The organism is Promicromonospora sp. NPDC057138 (assembly GCF_042670845.1).
GTDB lineage: Bacteria > Actinomycetota > Actinomycetes > Actinomycetales > Cellulomonadaceae > Promicromonospora.
Genome location: NZ_JBHUUX010000001.1, coordinates 24,669 through 42,771, shown reverse-complemented (window position 1 = coordinate 42,771; position 18,103 = coordinate 24,669). Strand labels below are relative to the sequence as shown.

The 18,103-nt window shown below is 71.8% G+C and carries 19 protein-coding genes and 1 riboswitch; of the genes, 8 read left to right on the top strand and 11 right to left on the bottom strand.

All coding sequences use genetic code 11. The annotated features are described in order from the left end of the window. Window positions 1-137: 137 nt before the first annotated feature. Both ACFT2C_RS00205 and ACFT2C_RS00200 read left to right on the top strand, forming a co-directional pair. On the top strand, window positions 138-401 hold the full coding sequence (locus ACFT2C_RS00205; protein WP_377204988.1) for a GlsB/YeaQ/YmgE family stress response membrane protein: 264 nt from the start codon (window positions 138-140) through the stop codon (window positions 399-401). After that, the gene (locus ACFT2C_RS00200) at window positions 398-1,342 is read left to right on the top strand and encodes a hypothetical protein (RefSeq protein WP_377204987.1); all 945 of its coding nucleotides are present in this window, start codon (window positions 398-400) and stop codon (window positions 1,340-1,342) included. Before ACFT2C_RS00205 ends, ACFT2C_RS00200 begins: the two co-directional genes overlap by 4 nt. A gap of 80 nt (window positions 1,343-1,422) precedes the next feature. Here the strand turns inward: ACFT2C_RS00200 and ACFT2C_RS00195 are convergent, their stop codons facing one another. Both ACFT2C_RS00195 and ACFT2C_RS00190 read right to left on the bottom strand, forming a co-directional pair. Next, on the bottom strand, window positions 1,423-2,790 hold the full coding sequence (locus ACFT2C_RS00195) for a TrkH family potassium uptake protein (RefSeq protein ID WP_377204986.1): 1,368 nt from the start codon (window positions 2,788-2,790) through the stop codon (window positions 1,423-1,425). 215 nt (window positions 2,791-3,005) lie between these two features. Then, window positions 3,006-3,740 carry a C40 family peptidase gene (locus ACFT2C_RS00190; RefSeq protein ID WP_377204985.1) on the bottom strand — a complete coding sequence of 245 codons (735 nt, stop codon included), beginning with the start codon at window positions 3,738-3,740 and terminating at the stop codon, window positions 3,006-3,008. A gap of 2 nt (window positions 3,741-3,742) precedes the next feature. Then, window positions 3,743-3,939: riboswitch (cyclic di-AMP (ydaO/yuaA leader) on the bottom strand. A gap of 163 nt (window positions 3,940-4,102) precedes the next feature. On the opposite strand from ACFT2C_RS00190, the gene ACFT2C_RS00185 reads away from it, so the two are divergent. Then, complete coding sequence (locus ACFT2C_RS00185) at window positions 4,103-4,996, top strand: hypothetical protein (RefSeq protein ID WP_377204984.1); 894 nt, start codon at window positions 4,103-4,105, stop codon at window positions 4,994-4,996. A 144-nt stretch (window positions 4,997-5,140) separates the two neighbouring features. Next, on the top strand, window positions 5,141-6,202 hold the full coding sequence (locus tag ACFT2C_RS00180; RefSeq protein WP_377204983.1) for a S8 family serine peptidase: 1,062 nt from the start codon (window positions 5,141-5,143) through the stop codon (window positions 6,200-6,202). A gap of 88 nt (window positions 6,203-6,290) precedes the next feature. On the opposite strand, the gene ACFT2C_RS00175 is transcribed toward ACFT2C_RS00180, so the two are convergent. The 4 genes from ACFT2C_RS00175 to ACFT2C_RS00160 form a co-directional block, all read right to left on the bottom strand. After that, a complete protein-coding gene (locus ACFT2C_RS00175) occupies window positions 6,291-6,968 on the bottom strand; it encodes a C40 family peptidase (RefSeq protein WP_377204982.1) in 678 nt (225 codons plus the stop codon). A 347-nt stretch (window positions 6,969-7,315) separates the two neighbouring features. After that, complete coding sequence (locus ACFT2C_RS00170) at window positions 7,316-7,762, bottom strand: SRPBCC family protein (RefSeq protein ID WP_377204981.1); 447 nt, start codon at window positions 7,760-7,762, stop codon at window positions 7,316-7,318. 66 nt (window positions 7,763-7,828) lie between these two features. Further along, window positions 7,829-8,953 (bottom strand): PASTA domain-containing protein, encoded by a 1,125-nt coding sequence (locus ACFT2C_RS00165; RefSeq protein ID WP_377204980.1) that lies wholly within the window; start codon window positions 8,951-8,953, stop codon window positions 7,829-7,831. Further along, window positions 8,950-9,570, bottom strand: a complete 621-nt coding sequence (locus tag ACFT2C_RS00160; RefSeq protein ID WP_377204979.1) for a SigE family RNA polymerase sigma factor — start codon at window positions 9,568-9,570, stop codon at window positions 8,950-8,952. Before ACFT2C_RS00160 ends, ACFT2C_RS00165 begins: the two co-directional genes overlap by 4 nt. An 82-nt stretch (window positions 9,571-9,652) precedes the next feature. Here ACFT2C_RS00160 and ACFT2C_RS00155 point away from each other — a divergent pair, with 82 nt between their 5' ends. Both ACFT2C_RS00155 and ACFT2C_RS00150 read left to right on the top strand, forming a co-directional pair. Next, a complete protein-coding gene (locus ACFT2C_RS00155; RefSeq protein ID WP_377204978.1) occupies window positions 9,653-10,762 on the top strand; it encodes a DNA glycosylase AlkZ-like family protein in 1,110 nt (369 codons plus the stop codon). A 79-nt stretch (window positions 10,763-10,841) separates the two neighbouring features. Then, a complete protein-coding gene (locus ACFT2C_RS00150) occupies window positions 10,842-11,360 on the top strand; it encodes a GNAT family N-acetyltransferase (protein WP_377204977.1) in 519 nt (172 codons plus the stop codon). A 19-nt stretch (window positions 11,361-11,379) separates the two neighbouring features. Here the strand turns inward: ACFT2C_RS00150 and ACFT2C_RS00145 are convergent, their stop codons facing one another. From ACFT2C_RS00145 to ACFT2C_RS00130, 4 genes are all read right to left on the bottom strand, one after another. Beyond that, complete coding sequence (locus tag ACFT2C_RS00145; protein ID WP_377204976.1) at window positions 11,380-12,114, bottom strand: GH25 family lysozyme; 735 nt, start codon at window positions 12,112-12,114, stop codon at window positions 11,380-11,382. Then, window positions 12,111-12,629, bottom strand: coding sequence for a DUF664 domain-containing protein (locus ACFT2C_RS00140; RefSeq protein WP_377204975.1), 519 nt, complete (start codon window positions 12,627-12,629; stop codon window positions 12,111-12,113). Before ACFT2C_RS00140 ends, ACFT2C_RS00145 begins: the two co-directional genes overlap by 4 nt. 243 nt (window positions 12,630-12,872) lie before the next feature. Then, window positions 12,873-13,379, bottom strand: a complete 507-nt coding sequence (locus tag ACFT2C_RS00135; protein ID WP_377204974.1) for an FBP domain-containing protein — start codon at window positions 13,377-13,379, stop codon at window positions 12,873-12,875. Window positions 13,380-13,808: 429 nt separating this feature from the next. After that, a complete protein-coding gene (locus ACFT2C_RS00130) occupies window positions 13,809-14,780 on the bottom strand; it encodes an SDR family NAD(P)-dependent oxidoreductase (protein ID WP_377204973.1) in 972 nt (323 codons plus the stop codon). Window positions 14,781-14,833: 53 nt separating this feature from the next. On the opposite strand from ACFT2C_RS00130, the gene ACFT2C_RS00125 reads away from it, so the two are divergent. Beyond that, complete coding sequence (locus ACFT2C_RS00125) at window positions 14,834-15,727, top strand: LysR substrate-binding domain-containing protein (RefSeq protein WP_377204972.1); 894 nt, start codon at window positions 14,834-14,836, stop codon at window positions 15,725-15,727. Window position 15,728: 1 nt separating this feature from the next. Here the strand turns inward: ACFT2C_RS00125 and ACFT2C_RS00120 are convergent, their stop codons facing one another. Further along, window positions 15,729-16,682, bottom strand: a complete 954-nt coding sequence (locus tag ACFT2C_RS00120) for a DMT family transporter (RefSeq protein ID WP_377204971.1) — start codon at window positions 16,680-16,682, stop codon at window positions 15,729-15,731. On the opposite strand from ACFT2C_RS00120, the gene ACFT2C_RS00115 reads away from it, so the two are divergent. Continuing rightward, window positions 16,681-18,093, top strand: a complete 1,413-nt coding sequence (locus tag ACFT2C_RS00115; RefSeq protein ID WP_377204970.1) for a PLP-dependent aminotransferase family protein — start codon at window positions 16,681-16,683, stop codon at window positions 18,091-18,093. The genes ACFT2C_RS00120 and ACFT2C_RS00115 overlap by 2 nt on opposite strands. Window positions 18,094-18,103: the final 10 nt, after the last annotated feature.

The following is an 18,103-nucleotide window of genomic DNA, read 5'->3' as shown; positions in this document are numbered from 1 at the left end:
AGCGCGGGGGTGTTTGGCCGGTTTCGTCCGGACGCAATGTCCCAATTTGGGACTGATTCGGCGGGTCCGGTGGCAAGTGGCCCCGATCAGTGCTGAGGTAGTGCGCAAGCAAGCCAACCACTCTGGAGGAAAATGTCATGGGCTTCTGGGCCTTTCTCATCCTCGGACTGATCGCGGGCGTCATCGCCCGAATCGTCATCCCGGGTAAGCAGCCGGGCGGCTTCTGGGTCACCCTGTTGCTCGGCGTACTCGGAGCCATGCTCGGTGGCTGGCTCGGTGGCCTGCTCTTCAACATCAGCTTCGACGAGTTCTGGTCGTGGCAGAGCTGGCTCTTCTCGGTGATCGGCTCGATCATCGTCATCCTGATCGTCCAGGCCATCTTCGGGCGCAGGAACGCTTGACCGCCGCATCCCGCGGCCGCGCTGTCGGCGTCGTCCTTCTGGCGTCGCTGATCGGCGCGGCCGCGGTTGCGTGCACGGCGGGCGGCGCACCTCCGTCGTCCACGCGCGGCCGCGTGCCCGCCGACGTCGCCGCCCACCTCAGCGTCGAGGTGAAGCAGGGGCGCGAGCAGTACGCGACGCGGGAGGTCCGGCTCGAGGTCACCAACGACTCCGACGAGACGATGACGCTCCTGTCCGGGGCCCTGGACGCCGAGGGCTTCGGGCCGTCGCACCCCACCAAGGAGGAGCACACCCTCGTGCTGCGCCCCGGCACGACCCGCGCGGTCTACGTCGGGCTGGGCGAGCCGAGGTGTGCCGGCGCGGGGGCGAAGTCCGGAGCGGGGGCGGCGGAGACCCCGCCGTCGGGCACCATCACGCTCGCGCTGGGCGAGGGCGACGACCTGGGACCGGCCACCGACGTCGCCGTCGACGAGGTCGGCGACCCCGTGGGACACCTCGCCCGCAACCACCAGGCGGACTGCGCGGTGGCCGCCGTGGCAGCAGGCGCGGCCCTCGCCGTCGACCCGGACGTCCCCGTCGAGACGCGGGACGGCGAGCTGACCGCCCTGGTCACGCTCCGGATCGAGCCGGTCGACGGCGGGCCCGAGGTCACCCTGGACCGGATCGCCGGGACGACGCTGATGAGCAACCCCGACCCGGGCGGAACCTCCGGGTGGGTCGGCCGGGACCTGGCGGGGCAGCGGTCCGGCGAGGTGGTGCTCGCCGTCGTGCCCGCCCGCTGCGACGTCCACGCCGTGGCCGAGGACAAGCGCGGCACCTTCGTGCCCGTCTCCGCGCGGGTCGACGGCGCCCCGCAGCCGACGGTCTACGTGCCGATGCCGGACAGCGCGCGCTCCGACTTCTACGACTTCGTCGGCGACTACTGCGACTGGCCCGACTGACCCCCCTTGTTGTGGGCGGGATCTTGGCGACTACGTGCCCGTCTTAGGCGCAACGATCGCGCTCACAACACGGAGGACGGTCAGCCGATGATCGGGGCGCTCTCCGGGAGGCGGTACAGGCGCCTGCCGGCGCGGAGCGCCAGCGCGGTGCCGAGCGTGACCGGCCCGAGCCGCCCGATGAACATGAGCAGCACCAGCACGAACTCGTGATACCAGGCGAGCTGGGCGGTGATCCCCGTGGACAGGCCGGTGGTGGTGAACGCCGACGTCACCTCGAACAGGATCTGGTCCACGGTGAACGGCGAGAGCGCCGTCATCCACAGGGTGGGGAGAACCACTATCGCGACCGCGAGGAGGGCCAGCGTGAGCGCCTGCCGCTGGGTGGCGGGCGAGATGCGCCGGTCGAAGGCGCTGGCGTCCGGGTCGCCGCGCAGCTCGGACCAGATCACGAGGGCGAGCACCGCGAACGTCGTCACCTTGATGCCGCCGGCGGTTCCCGCCGACCCGCCGCCGATGAACATCAGGATGATCGTGCCGAGCCAGGTCTCGGTATGCATCTCACCGGTGGCCAAGGAGTTGTAGCCCGCTGTGCGGGCCTGAGCCGACTGCGTGAACGACGCCAGGATTCGGCCGCCGGTGTCGAGTGTGCCCATCGTCGCGGCGTTGTCCCACTCCGTGACGAGGAAGAACAGCGTGCCGCCCACCAGCAGGACCGCGGTCATGAGCAGCGTGATCTTGGTGTGGACGCTCCACCGGCTCGGTCGGCGGCGTTCGCGCAGCACCTCGAGGATCACGGGCAGCCCCAGCCCGCCGAGGATCGTGGCGACGGAGATCGGCACACAGATCCAGGGGTCGGCCACGAAGTCGATCAGCGACGACGAGAACAGGGCGAAGCCCGCGTTGTTGTAGGCCGAGACGGAGTGGAACACCCCGTACCAGAGCGCCCGGCCGGGCGGCTCGTCGTAGGCAGCGGCGAAACGCAGGGCCAGCACCAGTGCCGTAGCGGCCTCGACGACGAACGCCACGACGACCACGCGGACCAGCATCCGGCGCACGTCGCCGAGGCCGACGGTCCGCGTCGACGCCGCCGCCACCAGCCGGGATCCCAGGTCGAGGCGCCGGGTCACCAGGACGCCCAGCAGCGACGCGACGGTCATGACGCCCAGGCCGCCGAGCTGGATGAGCACCAGGATCACGGCCTCGCCGAACCCGGACCAGAACACCGGTGTGTCGGTGACGATCAGCCCGGTCACGCACACGGCCGACGTCGCGGTGAACAGGGCCTCCATGAACGAGGCCGGCTCGCCTGACGCCGCGACCGGCAGCAGCAGGAGCAGCGTTCCCACCGCAATCGCGCCGGCGAAGCCGACGATCACGAGCTGGCCGGGCCGGCGCTGCAGTGCCGCACCCCGGCCCTGCTCGCGACCCAAGGGGCTGCTGAACCGCATCTGCCTACCGTCGTCCTTCGTTCGTCGCACGCGTCGATGCCGAGCTGTCCTACCGGCGTCGGTGTCTGCCGGCGTCGCCCTGACGCCCGACGGTCACCGTAGTCGGGAATCAGCGCGGGCACGCGTAAGGCGCCGCCTCCGGACCCGGGAATACCCGGGACGGAGGCGGCGCCTTACGATGAGCTGCTGCCGTGCGGCGGTGCTTTCGGCTCAGCTCAGACGACGCGGATGAACGTCGGGCTGTTCTGCCACATCTCGGTGTAGCGCACCGGCATGCCGGCGGCCCAGGCCTCGATGACCATGCCGTCGCCCGCGTACAGGGCCACGTGACCGGGCGTCCAGACGATGTCGCCGGGCTCGGGGTAGGTGACCTGGTAGCCGGAGCCGAGCAGCGCGCTCGACGAGTGCGGCAGGGAGATCCCGAGCTGCGCGAACGTGTACTGGATCAGGCCGGAGCAGTCCATGCCCTCGGCCGGCGAAGCGCCGCCCAGCACGTACGTGATGCCGAGGTAGTTCATGGCCATGTTGACGGCCTGCTGGCCGACCGGGACCGGGTCCGGTGCGTCCACCGAGACGACGGCAGGGCCTTCGCCCTTCTCGCCGTCCGCACCCGGCGAGGTGCCGAGGGCTTCCATCTCGATCGGCATCTTCGCGTCGGCCGGGACGGTCACGGTGGGGGCGGCGGCGACGGCCTGCTTGGCCACCGCGGTGAGGGAGTTCAGGTCCGCCGTGTTCAGCTTGGCGGTCTTGACGTCGGTCTTGAGGTCCATCGCCGGGGCCGCGTGGGCCGTCGTCGCGATGGTCGAGATCAGAACGCCGCCTGCGGCTGCGGCGATGGCGCCCCGGCGGGCGACGGTGCCGGCGTTCTCTGTGGCGGTACGAGCGAGGATGGTCAGCGGAGTCATGGCCGGCCGGCTGTCACGATGCCGGCCGCGGATGGAGTTCGTCACCTAAATGTCTCCTGTACCGCCTGCGAGGTCAGCTGTCGGGTTCGGGTGGGAGTAAACACCCGGCCGCACGGCTACTTGGGGGGTACCGCTCGGCTTCACCCCGAGGACGACGGTCCTGCTGTCGCCCGGAAGTGGGTCCCCCGCTCCTGTCTCGAACGTCTGGTCATGAACCGGTGACAGGATTCGGCGTCCGGCTCACGACTCCACCGTTGCGGCGGAGTAGGAGTCAAAGTACACACCTTCATCGAAAAAGTCACGATCGGGTTACGCATTACGGTCTGACCCAACGAAGGCGCAGATTTGCGCTCTTTCCGTCATCGGGGGTTATGACCGACATCACACATCCGCTACCGTTCGGCGGCATGGCCGACAGTGAGTACCACATCTCCGCCTGGTGGGTGCTTCCCATCAGTGCTATTGCTTGGTGGGCCTGTGGCTTTCTGCCCTGGCTCCTGCAGGCGTTATACGAGGTCACAGGCCTCGCGGACGGTTCGACGGCGGGCGTCGCCGGCTTCTCGCCCCTCCCCTTCACCACCGACGACGCGGTGGTCGGCCTGGTCGTCATGGCCCTGGTCGGCGGCCTCCTCGCCGGGGTAGCCGCAGGCCTCCCGGCGTCGGCCGGAGCGGGTGCGGGCGCCGCGATCGCCGGAACGCTGATCGCCATGGCAGCCGCGGGCGGGACGTCCTGGTGGCTCGCGATGCGCGAGAGCGTGCCGGGCGACGCGGGACCGCTCGCAATGCTCGTCGTGACCGGCGCGGCCGGTCTGGTGGGCCTGGGGGCGGGCCTCCTGACGGCCCTCGGCCCCGCCGCGCTGCGCGGGCTCGCGCTCGCCCTGCCGGTGGTGCTCCTCGACGGCTGGTTCTGGGGCTTCGTGCCGGGACAGCCGGTGTCGCCCACGGGTACCTGGTGGATCTTCGCGGTGGCGCTCGGCGTCGCGTTCGGCCTCGCCGTGGACAGCCGGCCCATCGAGCTGCTGGGCTGGCTGCCCGCCGCCGGCGTCGTCTGGGTGCTGCAGGCCGCCGGCCCGGCCCTGCTGGCAGTCCAGGAGAACATCTGGCCCGGCTCGGCGCCCACCGAGGACCCGCTGTCCGCCGTCGGCATCGTCTGGGACGAGATCGCCTCGGCGGCGATCGTGTCCGAGGGGCACCAGCTCGGGGCCTGGGTCGTCGCGCTGCTGCTCGGGGCGGCCATCGCGGCGCTCCGGCTCTCCCGGGAAGCGCCGGACGAGGGCGAGCTCTCCGAGGCCTGGGCCTGAGCTGGCAACCCGCGCCACTGCTGATTGCGATTGTGTAAATTTCACCCGCTCCGCCCCGTCTGCCCTGTTCTATCCCTGTCCGATACCCGTACGTTTGGGCCAGTTCGGGGGTAATCAGCCCCTGGCGAGCAATGGGGGCAATATATGAACAGGAAGTCACTCGTCGGCGTCGCCACCTCCGCGGCGCTGGCCGTGGCGGCGCTCGTCGCCGTGGCGCCGGGTGCGCAGGCCGCGACCAGCGATCCCCTCCGGGACAAGCAGTGGGGCCTGGACCAGATCAACGCCGAGGCCGCCTGGCCGACGGCCACCGGCAAGGGCGCGGTAGTGGCAGTGGTCGACACGGGTGTCGACTTCGACCAGCCGGACCTGGCGGGCCAGCTCCTGCCGGGAGCCACCTTTACCGGTTGCGCGGACGTCCGTCCGTGCGGTGAGGGGGACTTCAGGGGCCCCGACGGCAAGAACAACGGCGACGAGCACGGCACGCACGTGGCGGGCATCGTCGCCGCCGCTACGAACAACGGCATCGGCGTCGCCGGCGTGGCACCGGATGCCAAGATCCTTCCGGTCAAGGTGCTCGAGGCGGGCTCGGGCTCGTCCGAGGACATCGCGGACGGCATCCGCTGGGCCGCCGACCACGGAGCCGACGTCATCAACCTCTCGCTGGGCTCCGGCCCGGGCGGGCAGTTGTTCACGATCCTCGGCGTCGACACCCTGATGCGCGACGCCATCGCGTACGCCCGCGAGCAGGGCGTGCTCACGGTGGCGGCGGCCGGCAACTCGTCGACCCCGCTCTGCAGCGACCCGGCGTTCACCAGCGTCGCGATCTGCGTCGGGGCCACGGACAACGCAGGCATCCACTCCTACTACTCGGAGCTGCCGATCAAGCTCGACCTGAGGAGCGTCTCGGCGCCCGGCGGTTCGGGCGGTCTGACCGGCTGCGACGGCGACGTCTGGTCCACGGTTCCCGTGGGCACCGGGTCGGACACCTGTGGCAAGGGCAGCTACGACGCCTACGCGGGCACGTCGATGGCGACGCCGCACGTGGCCGGGGTCGCGGCGCTGCTCTTCAGCCAGGGCCGTCCGACGGCGGGCGTGGAGAAGGCCATCCTGTACACGTCGCACGACCCGCTCCTGGGCCTCGTCGGTGTGTGGACCCCGCTGTACGGCTACGGCGTCGTGGACGCGGCGGCAGCAGTCGCCTACTGACCTGCGATCCGCGAAGTAGAGCGCCTGTCCGGTCTGCCTGGCGACACCAGGGAGACCCGGACAGGCGCTCTACTTCGCGGATCCCGGGTCAGTAGGGGCGGATGTAGACCGCGTAGTCCTGCCACTGGTCGGTGTAGCGGACCGGGGAACCGTAGTTGGCGGCCTCGACCACCATGCCGTCGCCCGCGTAGAGCGAGACGTGGCCCTGGGTCCACACGATGTCGCCGGGCAGCGGCGACGCGACCTGGTAGCCCGCGGCCACCATGGACGACGACGAGTGCGGCAGCTCGACGCCGAGCTGTGCGTACACGTACTTGATCAGGCCCGAGCAGTCGAAGCCCGTCGCCGGGGAATCCCCGCCGTACGCGTACGCGATGCCGACGTACTGCATGGCGATCGAGATGGCCTGGGCGCCGATGGATCCGTCGGACGCATAGTCCGGCGTGGCAGGCTCCACCTCCTCGACCACGGCTTCCGCCTCGGGGGCGGCGGGGGCCTCCACGACGGGCTCCGGCTCGGGAGCCGGCGTGACCTTGACGGCCGAGCTCTCGATCCGCAGCTTCGCGTCGCTCGCGACCTGCACCGCCGGCGCCGCCGGCAGCTCGCTGCGGGCCTCCTGCGTCAGTGCTGTCGTGCCGACGCTCTCCAGGCGGTGGGAGCCGTCTCCCACGACGGCGTGTGCGCTGGGTGCGAACGCCGTCGCGATGAGTCCGGAGGATGCCGCGATCAGTGCGCCCGAACGGGCTGCGGTACGAGTCACGGTCATCAGGGGAGTTCTAGGAGCATGAGCGGCGCGGTGTCGACCGCGTCGGACGGTGGTACTCACCGAAGTTCTCCAAGTCGCCGGGTTCGTGAGCCCGTACCGATGTGGGGAATGGGGCCCGCGGTTGTGCCTCCGGTGGCACAACGGATCAGACGCTACATACGGGTAACCCTCTTGTCTCGATCAGATAACAGTTGTCGTGAAGTACCGGGCTGTCCAAAATGCGCGTAACTTTTCGCCCAGATGCCTTTTCGCAGCGTAAGGGGCATTCTTAGCGGTGAAATAACGCTCTGGAGGGCATAAAGAAACACGGGAGGAAATGGTGCGACACGCCGGTCTACGGCGGCGTGTCAGCCCTTGTCCCGGGCGCGACGCTCCGACTCGGCCTTCAGACCGGCCAGCTCCGTGTCCACGAACTCCCGCGCCCTGGTGCCCAGGACGAGGTTGGTCAGCCCGGCGAGCATCCCGCTCTGGGCGACGGCCAGCGTGACCTCGCAGGCGACGTCGGACACGTGGGCGATCTGGTGCGCCGCTCCCGTGCGGACGCCGGGCGTGCTGCTCGACCAGGAGAACCCGCGGCCCTCGGTGAGGCTGTCGACCTCCCAGGTCGCCCTGGGCAGGCCCGGCTGCTCGATCTCGACGCGGGAGCCGACGGCGATCGCCGTCTCGGGCCCGAGGATCGTCACGCGAGTCATGGAGCTGGTCCAGGCGGGCATGCGCTCGACGTCGGACAGCACCTGCCAGACGACGGCCGCGGGCGCCTCGACGCGGGTGCTGGTGCGGTAGGCATGGGCCACGGGCCCCAGGCTACGCCGGGCTCGAGAGCAACCGGCGCAACCTGGGGCCCGTGGCGAACCGCCAGGTCAGGAACCCGTGGAGAGCAGGACCGTGACGGGCGCGCCCCAGGTGACCAGTGCGCCAGCCTCCGGGTCGGACGAGATGACCGTTCCCTCCGGCACGGTGTCCGACCCGGCCCCCTCGAAGGTGCAGGCGAGGTGCTTCTGCAGGCAGGCCACCTCGGCGTCCTCGCGGGTCATCGCGGTGAAGTTGGGCACCTCGATGGCGCTGTCCGCGACCTCTTCGGGGAGATCGGAGAACCCGGTCGTGAGGTAGGCCTCGAGGGTGTGGATCGGGCCCTTCGTCCGTTCCCTCTGGAGCGGGCGGTTCTGTGCCTCGTCGTAGATCACCGTCGTGACCGTGTCGGGCTTCTCGAACGTCGCGGCGGTGCCTCGACGGCCTTCCGAGTCCTGAACATCCTGTTCCACCTCGACGCCGGGCAAGCTGATCAGCAGCTCCCAGGCCGCGGCCCGCAGCTCGGGCGAGGCCGGTGCTTGGGTCGCCATGCGGCTCGCGGCGTCGCGCACCGCCCATTCACGCTGGATCGAGGGGTAGCGGCTGCTCAGGGCATCGTGCAGGGCCTCCGGTTCAGTGGGCAGCGCTGCTATCTCCGTCCAGGTGTAGCTGACGGGGTTGCCGCCCTCGAAGTCGGCGTAGTTGCCGAGCGCCATCAGTTCCGGGCCGTGCGCGGTGAGCTCGAAGCTGGTGCCGTCGCCGTACCAGCGCTCGATCCCGAGCGGTGCCTCGCCCGCGGGCTGCTCGGCCGTCGCCATGCGGCTCACCACGTGGTAGTACGTCGCCTCCCGCCAGTTCTCGGGCGGAATGATGGGGTCCATGGGCGGGTAGCTGGGCATCTCCGGCAGGTGGTCGCCCTCGCTCGACGTCGGCGGCGGCCCACTCGGCGACGGCGACGGCTCGACCGCCATCGTCGTCGAACCGCCGGGCAAGGCCGTTCCCTGGACACCCAGGGTGGTGGCCGCCCAGGCCCCGCCGCCGAGGGCCAGCGCGAGGGTCAGGGCGGCGCCGCTGACCTGGGCGACCCTCCGCCGTCGGGCAGCGGGGACGACGCGCGTGACGTCGACGTCGATCTGCGGCGCGACCCGCGTCACCTGGGCGCGCAGGCTCTCTGCGAACTGCTCGTCGTTGTTCATGACCCGCTCCTCTCGTCGGTGGTGCTCGTGGTGGTTCCTGGCGTGCGCGCGGCGTCCGTGTCCTCCGCCTGAAGGACCTCGCGCAGCCGCACGAGACCGCGCGACGCCGTGGACTTCACGGTGCCGACCGAGACGCCGACGGCGTCGGCGACCTCGCGCTCGGTGAGGCCCTCGAGGTGCCGGAGCACCACGATCCGGCGCTGCTTGGTCGGGAGCACCAGCAGCGCGCGGGTGAGTCGGTCGCGCTCGGCGTGCTGGTCGGCCGGGCTCTGGCCGCCGCCCGACCGTTCGGGCAGGGTGTCGGCGGCCATGAGCACCTCCCGCCGGCCCCGGCGCCACCCGTCGATCCGCAGGTTCGCCAGGACGCGCCGCGCGTAGGCGAGCGGCTCGCCCTGCCGGGCCCTGGGCCAGGCCAGGTAGGTCTTCATCAGGGCCTGCTGCACCAGCTCCTCGGCCTGATGCGTGTCGCCGCACAGCAACCAGGCCGTGCGGGCGAGGGCGGGCGCCGAGCGGGCCATGAAGCTGGCGAACTCGGCCTGCTTGTCCCCCACCACGACGACGTCGATCGCGTGAACCTTGTCGGGGCTCGAACGCCCCGCGACCATTGGCATGCTCATGCCTCCCTCACGGTCCAGCACGACGAAAGGTTGAGCGGACCGCCTCCAGGAGCGTGTCGGTGTCCTTCCGTATCCTCGCGGCATGGCCATGCATCGGCTCACCGTCCAGCAGGCACGCCGCATCGCGCTCCGTGCCCAGCTGCTCGACGCCCACCGCCCGGTCGACCTGGTGCACCTGGTGGAGGACCTGACGTTCCTCGCGGTGGACCCGACGTCGGCGGTTGCGCCCGCGGTCGACCTCGTGGCCTGGTCGCGGCTCGGCAACGAGTACTGGCAGGGCGCCGTCGACGACGCGATCACGGACCGCATGCTGTTCCAGCTGCGCGGCACCGTGCGCTCGATGGGGGACCTGCCGCTGTACCTGGAGCAGATGGCGCAGTGGCCGCAGCACGAGACCCTCCGGAAGTGGCTCGCGGACAACGCGAGCTTCGAGCGCGACGTGCTCGCGCTGGTCGAGGCGAAGGGGCCGGTGCTGGCGAAGGACGTGCCGGACACCGCGCAGGTTCCCTTTACCTGGGGTGCCGAGGGGTGGAGCAGCCGGCGCAGCGTGGCCGAGATGCTCGAGTCGCTGAACATGCAGGGCAAGCTCGCGATGGTGGGACGCAAGGGCAGGCAGCGGCTGTGGGACCTCGCGGAGCGGGTGTATCCGCAGGTCGAGGCGGTTCCATTGGAAGAAGCGCTCCGCGAGCGGGTGGAGCGGCGGCTGGCCGCGGAGGGCATCGCCCGCAAGCGGGTGCAGGGCCGCTCGGGGGACGGCGCCTGGTGGGTGGACCTGCCCGGCGAGGTGGTCGAGGTCGAGGGGGTCGACGGCGAGTGGCGCGTCGACCCGGAGCTGCTGGAGCGGGCGGACGACGAGTTCGAGCCGCGTACCGCCCTGCTGTCACCGTTCGACCTGATAGCCGCCGACCGGGCCCGGCTCCTGGACCTGTTCGACTACGAGTACACGCTCGAGATGTACAAGCCGAAGGTCAAGCGCCGCTGGGGCTACTTCGCACTGCCGATCCTGCACGGGGAGCGGTTCGTGGGAAAGCTCGACGCCAAGGCGGACCGCAAGGAGGGCGTGCTGAACGTCTTCGCGGTGCACGAGGACCTGCCGTTCGACGGGGCCACGATGGACGCGGTGCACGCCGAGATCGAGCAGCTCGCGTTGTGGCTGGGACTGGGTCAGGTCGACTACGCCAGGGACGCGTAGCACCGCTCCTGACCGGGGGTCAGGTGGTTGAAAGTTTCACCAGTGTCAGCAGCTCCGAAATGCGGCTATCATCCGCGAGGTGACGTCGCAGATGCTTGTCGACCTAGTTCCAGTGGACGAGGACGTGCTCGAAGGCCTCCTCGCCCTGGCCGTTGCCGAGGCTCAGCCCGGCGAGGTGATGCCGCCTGCCTCCGGCGAGTCGATCACCGAGCCCCGCACCACCTGGACCGACCTGCGCAAGGGCGCGTTCCGGGAGTACCACCGCCGGTGCCGGCTGAACCCGTACGTGCCGGTCCCCGAGGTGACGTGGGCGGTCAAAGCGAGAGGCCGGATCGTGGGCGCGGCTCGCCTCGCCCAGGTGGACGGCGACCCGGACGCCCGGGAGGTCGGCCTCTGGCTCGGCCAGCCGTACCGCGGCCAGGGCATCTCGAGTGAGGTGGCCTACTGGGCGTTCGCCGCGGCGCAGACCATGGACGCCAAGCGCCTGGTCGCGCGTTCGCCGGCGGGCTCGGTGGCCGTCCGGAGGTCCCTGGAGCGCATCGGCTTCGAGGTGGTCGACAGCGGCGACGTCATGATCGGCATCATCGCGCTGCCCTGACGCGCCTGCCGCGAGGTGGTCACGGGAGGGCGAGGGCCTCGAGCTCCGCGCGCGTGCCCGCGAACACGTTCATGTCGATGTACGGCTCCGCGCCGTCGTACCCGGGCAGACGGTCGCGGTTCGAGTACTGCCAGACCGTCCAGTCGCGGCCGTCCGACATCCGTGGGGCCCACGCGACGGACCGGATCCAGATGGGCAGGTCCGGGTAGCGGCCGGCGAGGTACAGGTCGTAGGCCTCCTCCGTCGCGTACACGATCGGCGCGGTGCCGTAGTGCTCCTCGATGCCGGCGACGAGCGGGTCGAGGATGGCGCGGACCTCGTCGGGCGTCGGGGGGTTCTCGAAGAACGAGCCGTAGAACTCGAGGTCGATGACCGGCGGGAGCGTGCCAGGTGTGGCCGGCACCTCGGCGGCGAGGTGCGCGGCCTGGTCGGCGCCGGGGCTCTCGAAGCTCATGAAGTGGTAGCCACCCACGAGCAGGTCGGTGTCCGTGGCGGCCGCCCAGCTCGTGGCGAACCGCGGGTCGGTGTGCGAGGCGCCCTCGGTGGCCTTGATCCACGCGAAGTCGAGGTCCTGCGCGGCCAGCACCTCCCAGTCGATCTCGCCCTGATAGTGGGAGACGTCCACGCCCCGTACGTCGTACCGAGCGGCGGGGACCCGGTTGGGCCAGACGACGCCGTTCACCACGAGCAGGCCGAGGACCGCCACGAAGGCGACGCCCGCCGTCGTCGTCCACAGGGCGGTGCGTCCGGTCATTCGCCGGTCGCCCCGCCCGCGAGCTCCGCCGAGATGTCCAGGTGGCCCGCGTGCCGGGCGTACTCCTGCAGTACGTGGAAGCAGATCCACGCGAGCGTGGGCGAGTGCTCGGTGAACCGGCCGCCGAGCGCGCCGTGCTCGTCCAGGGAGTGCGCAGCGAGCACACCGCCGGTCACGACGCCCCCCGCGTGCAGTGCCTCGAGCAGCTCGTCCAGGCCGACACCGTCGGGCACCACCCACGGTCCGTCCGGGTCCTGACCTGCGTGGTCGCCCCACGGGTCGGTGACCGGCTCCGCCAGGAACCCCCACCGGAACCAGCGCTGCTCCATGTACACCAGGTGGATCAGCAGCTCCAGCGGCGACCAGCCGGTGGGCAGCCGCGAGGCGCGCACGTCGGCGTCCGACAGGCTGCGCAGCTTCCGCTCCACCGCATGCCGGTAGTAGTCCAGGTAGGCGGCGAACAGGACCGCCGGATCGGCGGAGTCGAGGCGCGGTTCGCGGTCGGGGAGGGGCACGCTGCGAGGTTACTTCGAGCCACTGACAACTCGATCGCCGAAGTGCTGTGCCGCCAGATCGTGATGCACGGCGCCGTCGACCGGCCCGCCGTCGTGTGGTGCGAGGCGGCGATCGCGGCGGCCGCGCGCCTGCGGACCGGCGCACCCTCGCCGGCATGAACCGGCGAAGGTGCGCCCCGGACCCGCGCGCTGGGCGGCACGGCCGGATGTCGGACGCGCAGGCCTACGGGACCTGCCCGTACGTCAGCGAGTTCTGCCGACCTCTGCGACGAACCGTGCGGCCCGCTCGCGTAGGCCCTCGATGCGCCGGTCGATGATCAGCTCACGGACGGCCGGGTCGTTGCCCGCCTCCGTGAAGGTCGGCTTGCGGCGCACGTTCCGCGAGCAGCCGAACTCGGTGCAGATGAGCGTGCCGATCGTGTTCCCGTTGCGCCCCGCGGCGCCGCCCCTCCGGGCGACGTAGAGGGAGACGTCGTCAGTGACGACGACGTCCTCGCACCAGGCGCACACACCCTTCGTGCGTGCGCCGCCGGTCTTGGCATCGGTGGAGCGCAGCAGCACGCCGGTCGGTTCGCCGTCGAGCTCGAGCACCACGTACGCGGACAGCGGCGCCTTGCGGTCGTGCCACCCGAGGTAGTCGAGGTGCGCCCAGTCGATCGTGCCGAGGTCGGGCAGGGTGGCCTGGTTGGCCTCCCGCTTGCTCGCGTTCAGGAAGGACGCGCGGATCTGCTTCTCGGTCAGGGGATTCATCAGGTATCGGCTTCCGGTAGTGCGGAGGCCACCGGCCGGCGTCTGCCGTCGTCAACGGGTGCACGACGGCGCCTCGGTCACCGATGCGTCTCGGTCACCGGGCCGGCAGGCGGCAGCGCAGGGGACGACGCCGCGCCCGCCCTCCGACGTCCGGCCGCAGCGCGCGCGACCGCGGGAGCGGTCGGGGCTCTGTGCTGCCGTGCCTGATCAGAGAGTCGTGACGCGGGTCCGGGGACTGCCCGAGCAGGCCGAGACGGCCGCCCCGCATCCCGCGGTGAATTCCCGCATCTCTCGCTCCTCGTGTGTGCCTGGTGAGTCGGCCGGGGCGATGCGCCACACGAGCCGACCGGTCGATGCTACGACACGTCTCGGTCGAGGTACACCTGCTTTCTCCCACAGCATGAGGGCGCGGACGCCCAGGGTCGCGAGCTACCAGGCCCGCCCGACAGGAACCCCGGCGAGCCGGTCCGCCGCCTCCCACAGCTCGCGCTCCCGCTCCGGGTCGTACGACTCGTCCGACGACGGCACCACCCGGTCGCGGCTCACGTACGAGCCGGTCGGCGCCTTGACCTTGCCGAGGGCCACGTCGGCGAGCTGCCGGCCGGCCACGGACGGGCTGTTCGTCAGCGGGGTCAGGTTCAGCACCGGGAAGAGCCAGCGCATGGCGAAGCGGCTCAGCCGGTCGGCGTCGCGCGTGAGTCCCGTGCCCGGGACCAGGCCCGGGTTGAACGTGACGACGTCGACCCCGGCCGGCAGCCTCCGCGCGTACTCGTGCGCCAGGTAGATGGCGGCGAGCTTGCTCGTCGAGTAGGCGCGTCGCCCGCCCGAAATCCTGTCCGACGCCGGGAACGCGCCGGTCCGGGCCAGCACCTCCGGCGCCTGCCACACGGGCGCGGGCACCAGGCCCCCGGTGTGCGCGAAGTCCCCGAAGTGGGTGTCGCTCGTGGTGATGACGATCCGGGACCGCGCAGTGAAGCGGTCCATGAGCGTGCGCAGGAGCACGTGGTTGGCCAGCACGTTCACCGTGAACGTTGCCTCGTACCCGTCGGCGCTCTCCGTGCGGGCATTCGTGTACTGGATGCCCGCGTTGCCGACGAAGCCGCGCAGCGGCGGCAGCTCTCCGCGGTCGAGCCGCCCCGCGATCGTCGTCGCGGCCGACCGGACCTCCGCGAGCGAGCCGAGGTCGGCGGAGACGTGCGAGACGCGAGCGGCGTCGGCGGAGTGGCCGCCGTCCGCGTCACCAGAGGCGGGCAGACCGGCCGCGAGCTCTCCGGCGAGCCGCTCGCCGGACGGGCCGCGGGTGATGAGCACGAGGTGGGCCGCGGGGTCGTCGCGCAGGATTCGCTCGGCGGCCGGGCGGCCGATGCCGCGGCTCGCACCGGTCATGATGATGGTGTGCATGTGGACTGACGGTACCGATGCTCGCCCGCGGTCGTGCCGCCAGAATGGCGCGTATGACGACACCCGGGCCGGTGGACCTTCGCCTGCTGCGTTACTTCGTCGCGGTGGTCGACGAGGGCCACATCGGCCGGGCGGCCGAGCGGCTGCACATGACGCAGCCGCCGCTGAGCCGGGCCATGCAGCGGCTGGAAGCCGACATCGGCGCGCCCCTGCTGGTCAGGACCCCCACCGGTGTCCGGCCCACTGGCACGGGCGCCGTCCTGCACGAGGAGGCGCGTGGCCTCCTGGCGCACGCCGAAGCCGTCCGGGAGCGGGTCTCCGGCGCGGCGGTCCTGACCGTCGGGACCCTCGTCGGCAGCGTCGACGCCGACGCGTCCCGCGCGGCCGCCGCGTTCCGGGAGTCGTTCCCGGACGTCCAGGTCCGGATCCGCGAGTCAGGGCTCGACGACCCGAGCGCCGGCCTGCGGGCCGGCGTTGTCGACGTGGCGGTCACCCGGGTGCCGTTCGAGGCGGACGGGATCGTCGTGCGGCCGCTCCGTGCGGACCCGGTGGGCGTGATCCTGCTGGCGGACGACCCGCTGGCCGCCCGGGACGACGTCGCGCTGCGCGACCTGGCGGGCCGCCGGTGGTTCCGGTTCCCGGAGGGCACCGACCGCCGGTGGACCGAGTACTGGACGGGCGGGGCGTCATCGGGAGACGACGTGGCCGCGCCCGGACCGGTGGTCCGGACCGTGCAGGAGTGCCTGCACGCCGTGCTGTGGAGCGACTCGATAGGGCTCGGGCCCGCCCACCAGGAGTCGCCGGACGGCCTGCTGCCCGAGGGCCTGGCCTGGGTCCCGGTGCGCGACATGCCGCCCAGCACGCTGGTCGTCGCCTGGCCGGCAGGCTCCACGAACCGGCTGGCCGACCGGTTCGTGGAGGTGACGGAGGCCGTGTACCGGCGGTGAGCTACCGCGTCTGCTGCCGGGACGCGGTGGCAGGGGTCTTCAGTCGCGATCGGACGGCGATGCCCGCGCACGCGATCACGGCTGCCCCGCCGAGCACGGTCGGCCACGTGAGCTGCTCGTGCAGGAGCAGCGCGGCCCAGCCGATGCCCAGCACGGGCTGGACGAGCTGGACCTGGCTGACCTGCGCCATCGGCCCGATCGCGAGGCCCCGGTACCAGGCGAAGAAGCCGAGGAACATGCTCACCACCCCGAGGTAGGCGAACAGAGTCCAGTCGAGCGGGGTGCCCGTCGGCGGAGCCTGGATCACCGAGACGCCGGTGAGCAGCGCCATCGGGAGCCCGGCGAGCACGAGCGCCCAGGAGATCGTCTGCCACGCACCGAGCTCGCGCGCGAGCAGCCCGCCCTCCGCGTAGCCGATCCCGGCCGCCACGACGGCTGCGAGCAGGAGCAGGTCCGACCCGTGCAGCCGGCCGAACCCGCCGCCCTGGACCGAGGCGAAAGCGACCGCGGCGACCGCGCCCAGCGCCGCCATCACCCAGAACGACGGCCGCGGCCGCTCGTGCCCGCGGAGCACGACCAGCACCGCGGTCGCCGCGGGCAGCAGCGCGATGACGACGGCGGCGTGGCTGGCCGACGCCGTCATGAGCGCGAACGAGCTCAGCACCGGGAAGCCGACGACCACACCTCCTGCCACGATCGTGAGGCGTGCCCACTGGATGCCCTGGGGCCGTGGCTGCCGGGTGACGGCGAGGGCGGCCGCCGCGAGCACCGCGGCGACGACGGCGCGTCCGCATGACACGAACAGCGGTGACATCGCGCCGCCGTCGACCACCACGCGGGTGAAGGGGAGGGTGAACGAGAAGGCCACGACCCCGAGGAAGCCCCACCAGAGGCCGGCCCGCGAAGCGGATAGCGGCGGAGTCGCCACGAGAGTAGCGCTACTGTTGACTGTCATGTATGACGATAGCAGTGGCCGCATAGTGGCCGGCCTCCACGAGTGGATAGCGGCGGCGCCGCCGGGTGCCCGACTGCCGTCGAGCCGGACGCTCGTCGCGCAGTACGGGGCGAGCCCCGTCACCGTGCAGAAGGCGCTGCGCACCCTGGTTGCGCAGGGTGCGGTGGAGACCCGGCCGGGTGTCGGGACGTTCGTCCGTGCGGTGCGGGTGGCGCGCCCCAACGACTACGGCTGGCAGACGGCGGCGCTGGGCCCTCGGCCGAAGTCCGTCCAGCAGCTGTCCAGGGCCCTGCACTCGGTTCCGAACGACGTGATAGCGCTGCACTCCGGCTACCCGGATCGCGAGCTGCTGCCCGAACGTCTCGTCCGGTCCGCCTTTGCCAGGGCCGCGCGCAGCGATGCCGCGGTCACCAGATCGCCCGCCGCGGGCGCCCCGGAGCTGCAGGCATGGTTCGCGGCCGAGCTGGGCGCCGCCGCACCCGTCGGCGTCGCGCCGCCGACGCCGAGCGACGTCGTCGTCTTTCCGGGGAGCCAGGCGAGCCTCAGCACGATCTTCCGTGCCCTCGTGGGCGCGGGCCGACCGCTCCTGGTCGAGTCGCCGACCTACTGGGGCGCGATCCTCGCGGCCGAGCAGGTGGGCGTGCAGCTCGTGCCGGTGCCCAGCGGTCCGCGCGGCCCCGACCCGGATGAGCTCGCCCGCGCGTTCGCCCAGACCGGGGCGCGTGCCTTCTACGCCCAGCCCCACTTCGCCAACCCGACCGGCGCTCGCTGGTCGTCCGACCTGGCGGACGCGGTGCTCCGCATGGTGCGCGAGCACGGCGCGTACCTCATCGAGGACGACTGGGCGCACGACTTCGGCATCACCCAGGACGTGGTTCCCCTCGCCGCCCGGGACGACGGCGGGCACGTCGTCTACCTGCGCTCGCTGGCCAAGAGCGTCTCGCCGGCGGTGCGTGTCGCGGGGCTCGTCGCCCGGGGACCGGCCCGCGAGCGGATCCTCGCCGGCGCTCAGGCCGAGTCGATGTACGTGAGCGGCATGCTGCAGGCGGTCGCGCTCGACGTCGTGACCCAGCCTGCCTGGCGCACCCACCTGCGGGGCCTGCGCCAGCAGCTCGCCTCGCGGCGGGACCTGCTGCTCGGGGCGCTTGCCGAGCACGTGCCGGCGGCTCGCGTCGAGGCCGTGCCGCACGGCGGCCTGAACCTGTGGGTGCGGCTCCCCGACGCCACCGACGCCGCCCGCCTGGTCCGGGACTGCGAGGCGGCCGGCGTCATCCTGGCGGCGGGCGACGAGTGGTTCCCGGCCGAGCCGACCGGTGCCTACCTGCGGCTCAACTACTCGGGGCCGAACCCAGGGGCCTTCCCCGAGGGTGCGCGGGTGATCGGGACGATGCTGGCGCGCCAGGAGGGCTGACTCCGGCGCC